The sequence below is a fragment of the Pseudonocardia sp. Ae505_Ps2 genome (assembly GCF_001932425.1).
GTDB lineage: Bacteria > Actinomycetota > Actinomycetes > Mycobacteriales > Pseudonocardiaceae > Pseudonocardia.
This window is the reverse complement of record NZ_MCIP01000001.1, coordinates 4344665-4351067: the sequence shown is the minus strand read 5'-3', so window position 1 is coordinate 4351067 and position 6403 is coordinate 4344665. Positions and strand designations below refer to the sequence as shown.

Annotated in this window: 7 protein-coding genes and 1 pseudogene; 3 read left to right on the top strand and 5 right to left on the bottom strand. The window is 70.5% G+C overall.

Going from position 1 to position 6403, the window contains the following annotated elements; all coding sequences use genetic code 11:
- The 4 genes and pseudogenes from Ae505Ps2_RS33585 to Ae505Ps2_RS20540 all read right to left on the bottom strand — a co-directional run.
- Nucleotides 1–130, bottom strand: a pseudogene (locus tag Ae505Ps2_RS33585) (IS5/IS1182 family transposase); the annotation flags it as partial.
- Nucleotides 131–335: 205 nt separating this feature from the next.
- Entirely contained in the window at nt 336–1646 is a 1311-nt protein-coding gene (locus tag Ae505Ps2_RS20550) for an ABC transporter substrate-binding protein (protein ID WP_084786362.1), read from the bottom strand.
- Nucleotides 1647–1716: 70 nt separating this feature from the next.
- Complete coding sequence (locus Ae505Ps2_RS20545; protein ID WP_063718856.1) at nt 1717–2823, bottom strand: HAMP domain-containing sensor histidine kinase; 1107 nt, start codon at nt 2821–2823, stop codon at nt 1717–1719.
- Complete coding sequence (locus Ae505Ps2_RS20540; RefSeq protein ID WP_075306665.1) at nt 2802–3473, bottom strand: response regulator transcription factor; 672 nt, start codon at nt 3471–3473, stop codon at nt 2802–2804. Before Ae505Ps2_RS20540 ends, Ae505Ps2_RS20545 begins: the two co-directional genes overlap by 22 nt.
- Before the next feature lie 167 nt (nt 3474–3640).
- On the opposite strand from Ae505Ps2_RS20540, the gene Ae505Ps2_RS20535 reads away from it, so the two are divergent.
- The 3 genes from Ae505Ps2_RS20535 (at nt 3641) to Ae505Ps2_RS20525 (ending at nt 5291) form a co-directional block, all read left to right on the top strand.
- Nucleotides 3641–4024 carry a hypothetical protein gene (locus tag Ae505Ps2_RS20535; RefSeq protein WP_075329785.1) on the top strand — a complete coding sequence of 128 codons (384 nt, stop codon included), beginning with the start codon at nt 3641–3643 and terminating at the stop codon, nt 4022–4024.
- A 101-nt stretch (nt 4025–4125) separates the two neighbouring features.
- A complete protein-coding gene (locus tag Ae505Ps2_RS20530) occupies nt 4126–4791 on the top strand; it encodes an NIPSNAP family protein (protein WP_083695865.1) in 666 nt (221 codons plus the stop codon).
- Complete coding sequence (locus tag Ae505Ps2_RS20525) at nt 4788–5291, top strand: MarR family transcriptional regulator (protein WP_075306667.1); 504 nt, start codon at nt 4788–4790, stop codon at nt 5289–5291. Before Ae505Ps2_RS20530 ends, Ae505Ps2_RS20525 begins: the two co-directional genes overlap by 4 nt.
- Before the next feature lie 109 nt (nt 5292–5400).
- Here the strand turns inward: Ae505Ps2_RS20525 and Ae505Ps2_RS20520 are convergent, their stop codons facing one another.
- On the bottom strand, nt 5401–6399 hold the full coding sequence (locus Ae505Ps2_RS20520) for an ABC transporter substrate-binding protein (protein WP_043282725.1): 999 nt from the start codon (nt 6397–6399) through the stop codon (nt 5401–5403).
- Nucleotides 6400–6403: the final 4 nt, after the last annotated feature.

Genomic DNA, 6403 nt, shown 5'->3' with positions numbered 1-6403 from the left:
GGGCGAACGGGGTCAACGCCCGCCGCCGGGTGCCACGTCGACGGCGTTGAAGGACCAGGAGCCGCGCCAGATAGGCCACGGTGCGCTCCCCGATCGGGAGGACAGCGGTGTAGGTGACAGGATCAGACATGCAGGACCTCGGTGACGGTGTCGATCTGTGCTGGACCGAACCGATCTACCGGGGTCCTGCCCCGTTCCCGCTCATCTCACCACCCTCGGCGTGTCGCCACGACCTGCCACCCCGCTACTGAGAACACCTCAGTGGAGCGACATGGAGGACACGAAGCAGAATCGCCACCGTCGGACCGCGGGCGACCCCGAAACGATTGTCGCCGTCAGCCGTGGTTCTTCCAGAAAGCGATCGACCTCTGCTTCATCTGAGCGACGAAGTCGACTGCCGAGATCTCGCCCTGCATGAGCGCTGCCGCAGGGGGATCGAGGACTTCCTGGGTCCACGGCCCGTACTCGAGGTCGAGACCCGACCCCCAGGGATACACTTCGCGTCCGGAAAGTGCGCTCTGGAGTGACGCGAGCTGCCGCGGTGCCGGGATGTCGGCTCGCGGGGTGAGGTTGTCCGCCCGTTCGGAAATCTTCTCCAGCTGGCTGCGATTCATGAAGTACGCGATGAACTTCTGTGCAGCCGCACCGTTCTTGGCCGACCGGGGGATGGCGAAACCGAAGAGTTCCACGCTCACGACCGGGTCGCCACCGTTGATGGCCGGAAGTTGGATGGAGGTGGGTCTGAAGCTCGGCGCCATGTACGGTTCCGCCTCGCTCGGAAGCCAGGATCCCTGCAGGAACAACGCGGCCCTGCCCTGGGCCCACTTGATCTGCCCGGCCGGGAACTGCGCGTCGGTGTAGGCGTGGCCGAAGTAGCCGCTGCGCACCAGCTGCTCGAGCCTGTCGATGGCGTCCAGGACGGCCGGGGCGTTCCACGCCTCGCCCGTCCGGTCGCCGGCCGACCGCACCAGATCCTGTGGTCCCAGCGCTCGCTGCAGGACCAGCAGCGGCCAGAACGCCTTGTTGGTGTCGAGCGCGATCGGTGTCACGCCGCTCGCCTGGATCCTGGCGAGCACGGCGACGAAGTCGTCCCAGTTCTCCGGTGGCTTCGCAGCGATGTCCGGGTACCTCGCCGCGTCCAGCCACAGGGCCTCGCCGGTCACCTCGTAGGGGATCAGGTAGGGCCTGCCGTCCCGCCCGTTGAGAAAGGGCCGGTACTTCGGGGGGATGACCTCGGAGATCTTCTTGTTCTCCCCCGGGATCGGCTGGTCGAGGACGGCGGTCAGGTCCGCGGACTGGCCGGTGTCGGCGAGGGCGATGCGGAGCTTGGTCCTGGACTGGTCCACCAGGTCTGCATCAGCCCCCTGGGGCAGCGACGGGGCCAGATTGTCCAGCACCCGCCGTCCTTGCCACCGGACGTCGACCGTGATCCCGGTGTCCCTGGTGAACTGGTCGATCGAGGACTGGAGGACCTGGCCCTGAGGCTCCGTGGGCCGCCACATCGACCAGTACGTGAACCTCGTTCCGTCGCCGGAGTCGGCGCCGTCACCGGGGCCGCACGCCGCCGAGACAGCGACGACGCCCGCCACGGCCGCGGCAGCGACCAGACGTCGCCAGCCCCGGCGTGACCGTACGGGAGCCTTCATGTGGTGGTTCCGCCCATCTGCAGGATCGGGCAAGGGCCGCTCCCTCTCGTCGCGGCAGGCCGGTCGGCTCTCACAGTGCGGGCAGATCGACCCGCACCCGCAGGCCCCCACCGTCACGCGCCCCCAGTTCGAGGGACCCGCGGTGTGCCCGGACGATCGCCGCGACCACCGACAACCCTAGTCCCGCTCCGGCCGCGTGGCCGCTCCGCCCGCGGTCGTCGACCCGCCGGAACGCATCGGTCAGGGTCGGCAGCGCCTCCTCCGGGACGACGGGCCCGGTGTTGACCACCTCCACCCAGGCGTGGCCGCCCTCGATCCCCGTGCGAATCACGACCCGGCCGCCGTCGACGTTGTGGACGATCGCGTTGTGCAGCAGGTTCTGGGTCATCTGCAGCAGCAGCGGCGCCGACCCGGAGCAGGGAGCGGCTCCGGTCCCGTCGGCGTCGAGGGTCACCCGCCGGCGGTCTGCCACCGGGACCAGCGTCTCGACGGCTTCCTCCGCGACCAGCGACAGGTCCACCCGCTCGGTGGGCAGCTGCCCCTCCTGCGAGCGGGCCATCACGAGCATCGCCTCGGTGGTCGCGATGGCGTGTTCGTTGATCCGACGGAGCCGCTCCAGCAGGTCTCCGGTGTCGAGCGAGCCGGGGTCGGCCTCGGCGACGTCGAGCAGCGCCCTCGTCGCGGCCAGCGGAGTCCGCAGCTCGTGCGAGGCGTTCGCGGCGAAGCGGCGCTGCTGGTCGTCGTGGCGCTGCAGCTGGGCGAGCATGTCGTCGAAGGTGTCGGCGAGGCGACCGAGCTCGTCACGGGCGCCGGCGTAGCGGATGCGGTGGGTCAGCGACCCCTGCGAGGTCAGCTGCGCTGCCCGGGTCAGTCCTGGCAGCGGGCGCAGGATGCGGCCCGCCAGGAACCACGAGACCCCCAGGGCCACGCCGAACAGCACCACGATGACGACCGCGGCCCGCGGTGCGAACGCCTCGAAGATGTCCTGCCGCCCCGGGGCCCACTCGCCACTGACCGAGACGACGAGGCCGGCGTTGGGGATGTAGCGCAGAATGAACAGCGCCACCACCGCCAGCAGCACCGCTGTGGTTCCGAGGAACAGGCCGACGTAGCTGAGCGTCAGCTTGGCACGGATGCCCAGGTGCACCCGCCCGGTCACCCCACGCCGTCGGTGCACAGCCGGTATCCGACCCCGGGCACGGTCTCGATGATCCACGGCTCGCCGAGTCGCCTGCGCAGCGCGGAGATCGTGACGCGCACGGAGTTGGTGAACGGGTCGATGTTCTCGTCCCAGGCGCGGGCCAGCAGGTCTTCGGCGCTGACCACACCGCCCGCCTCGCCCGCCAGTACCTCGAGCACGGCGAACTGCTTGGGTGTGAGCGGCACGAGTCTGCCGTCGCGGTGGACCTCGTGCCGGTGGGTGTCCACCCGCAGGCCGCCGTACTCGTGCACCACGGGCAGGGCACGCGTCGACCGCCGGGCCAGGGCACGCACGCGCAGCTGCAGCTCTCTCATGACGAACGGCTTGGTGAGGTAGTCGTCGGCGCCGGCGCCGAAGCCGTCCTCCTTCTCCGCCAGGCCTCCTGCGGCGGTCACCATGATGATCCGCGGGCCGGGGCCGCGGTGCCCGATCCGGCGGGCGATCTCATCCCCGTCCGGGCCGGGCACGTCACGGTCGAGGACCGCGACGTCGTAGTCGTTGAGCCCCAGCAGGTCGAGCGCCTCGTGGCCGTCCGCGGCGACGTCGACGACGGCGGAGTCGGAACTCAGCCCGGCCCGCATGGCCTCCCGGATGTCCTGGTCGTCCTCGACGACGAGTACCCGCACGATCCCTCCCCCGGCTCGCTGGACCGTCCAGACTAGGAGCCAGCACCGTCCGGCGTCGCTTACGGTCTCGCAACACCGCCGAGCCGAGGGTGGTGGACGTGACGCCGACGACCGCACACGCACCGACCGTCCCGACGCATCGTCCCGCGCACTCCAGGGGCGCGTCGATGATCGTGCTCCCCGTGCTGACGGCCGTGCTCGGATGTGGTTGGGGTGCGCTGTCGGCCAGCGCCCGGCTCGCCGAGTTCGGCTCGATCGTCGCGGTGACCGACACCTGGTGGTCATGGGCCGCGGTCCTCGGGCTCTCGGCGATGGTGTCCCGCAGGTTCAGCACCAACCTGATGTCGGTGCTCGCCTGCGGCATCGCGGCGGTCAGCACCTACTACCTGCTGAAAGCGCACTGGATGATCGGGTTCTCCTCGCGCCACCGCGACTTCTGGCAGTACCTGCAGACGGACTCCTGGGAGAGGTGGACGCTGCTGGTACTCGTCTTCGCCGTACCGGCGGCCGTCGTCGGGACCGCCGTGGGCCGGCTTCTCCGGCTCCCCTGACCCAGCGGGTCGACACCGCCCGGCCTCGTCGAGGACGACTGCATAGGCTCCTAACATGTAGGTTCCTACTGTTCTGTCGCGGCAACCGGAAGGGCCACCCCATGACCGAGCCGGCTCCGATCACGGGCGAGGACCTCGATCCCGCGTCCCGCGCGGTCCGCTACGAGTACACGACGCTGCACTTCAGGCTGACCGACGCCGACGCCGCGCTCGCCGGGGTCGAGCCGTGGGTCACCGCACCCGACGCCCACGGCGAGTTCCTCGGCTGCTGGTACGCCGAACACGGACCGGTCGGCCGGGCCTATGTCCTCCGGTCCTTCGACGACGATGCCGAGCTGGCCGCCGAGCGCGCACGCGCCGCCGCGTCCCGCCACCCCTTCGGCGCCGGCGACCACCTCACCGACCTCTCGATGGCCGGCTTCGCCCCGTTCCCGTTCGTGCCCCGCGTCCGACCCGGCCGGTTCGGGCGGATCTACGAGATCCGCGACTACCACCTCGTCCCCGGTGGCCTGCCCGCCACCATCGACGGCTGGCGCCAGCGACTGCCCGGCCGCCACCTCGTGGACCCGATCACGGTGGTGATGTACGCACTCGACGGACCCGCCCGCATCGTGCACATCTGGCCGTTCGACAGCCTCGACCAGCGGGTCGAGGTCCGCCGCGACCTCGTCGCCACCCACCGCTGGCCCCCACCGGGAGGCCCGGAGCACATCATCGAGGCCGACTCGATCATGGCCTGGCCCGCTGCGTTCTCGCCGCTCGCGTGAGCGGCAATGCTCCCGAGCCCGCCGGGTTCGGCGAGTTCCGCACGGCCTCCGGCGAGCTGTTCGCCCGCATGCGGCAGGTCCGCGCGGCCCTGGCCCGGGGCTGCGACCCGTCGCTGACCCTGGCCCAGCTGCACCTCGTCGAGGAGCTCGACTCCAGTGGCGCACTGTCGGTCGGCGAGCTCGCCGCCCGCGCCGCCGTGTCCTCCCCCACCGTCACCGGGATGCTCACGACGTTGGAACGCAACGGCATCGTCAACCGTCGACGCAGCACCCGCGACCAACGGCGGGTCGAGGTCACGCTCACCGACCGGGGCCGCTCCATCGTCCGGGAGCAACAGCATCGACTGAGCGCGCGTCAACGCCAGACCTTCGACCGCCTGAGCCCGACCGAGCGCCGCGAGACCGTCGACACCATGCGCAGGCTCACCGAGCTGCTCGGCCGGCTGGATCCACCGCCCCCACCGCCTGGGTATGGGCGGCGTTCGAGCCCACCTCCCTGATTCACGGACTCCCGGTGCTCACCGCTGTGGTGATCTCCGTACCGGCCGCGAGCACGCCGGTCCGCAGCCGCGCGGCGTCGGACGCCGGGCGGCTGCGGACCGGTCCCGGTCAGCCCGTCGCGGCGCCGACCTTCTTGAGGACGTCGAGCTGACGGTCGATGGTCCAGGGGATGTTGAGGACCGTCGGGTAGTTCTCGGCGACGCCACCGGCCTCGTCGGACTCGAAGTAGCGCTGCTGCTTCACGACGTCGAGGTTGGCGAACAGCGGGTCGGCGAAGAGCTGGGAGCGCAGGTCGGCGTTGGCGAACGACAGCGACAGGTAGTCGACGTCGAGCAGGCCGATCTGTTCGGCCGACAGCGACCGGTTCTTCACGTTCGCGGCGATCTCCGGGTCGATCCGCAGCCCGAGCGCGGCGTAGACCTGGGGCATGGTGGTCGTGGAGTCGGTGGGGACGACGAACGTGCCACGCTCGTAGTAGTAGGCGGTGGCGTAGGTCTTCCCCTGCAGGCCGGGGATGGCCGCGGCCGTGTCGGAGATCTTCTTCTCGACGCCCTGGACCACGCGGGCGACGTCGGCCTCCTTGCCGACGGCCTTCCCGATCAGCGCCGCGTTGTCCTGCCAGGTGTCTTTGTTCCAACCCTTCTGGTACACGACGGTCGGCGCGATCTGGCTGAGCTGCGGGTAGAACTTGTCGATCGTGCTCAGGTTCGTCGCCAGGATGAGGTCCGGCTGCAGCGCCGCGATCTTCTCGAGGTTGACCTCCTGGGACGGCTCGACCACCACCTCGCTGCCCGCGAAGTCGACCTTGCCCTCCTCCCAGGGGTAGGGCCTGCCGGGGGTGACGGCGTTCTCGTTGTGCCCGACGGTGGTGATCCCGATCTGGCTCAGCAGGTCCTGCTCGTAGCTGAGCGCCACGATCCGGGTGGGTGCCGCCGGGATCGTGGCCTCGCCCAGCGCGTGGGTGATGGTGACCGGGAACGTCCCGGAGGCCTGACCGGCGGGAGGCTGGTCGCCGCCCTGCTCCGCGGCGCCGCCACAGGCGGTGAGCGCGAGCACTGCCAGGATCGCGAGCAGCGCGCCGCCGACGATCCTCCTGGTTCCGTGCATGTCC

What these genes read in the sequence shown, in the direction of transcription:
- Ae505Ps2_RS20520 (WP_043282725.1), bottom strand. Translation starts at nt 6,399, where the DNA reads ATGCACGGAACCAGGAGGATCGTCGGCGGCGCGCTGCTCGCGATCCTG.
- Ae505Ps2_RS20550 (WP_084786362.1), bottom strand. Translation starts at nt 1,646, where the DNA reads ATGAAGGCTCCCGTACGGTCACGCCGGGGCTGGCGACGTCTGGTCGCT.
- Ae505Ps2_RS20530 (WP_083695865.1), top strand. Translation starts at nt 4,126, where the DNA reads ATGACCGAGCCGGCTCCGATCACGGGCGAGGACCTCGATCCCGCGTCC.
- Ae505Ps2_RS20535 (WP_075329785.1), top strand. Translation starts at nt 3,641, where the DNA reads ATGATCGTGCTCCCCGTGCTGACGGCCGTGCTCGGATGTGGTTGGGGT.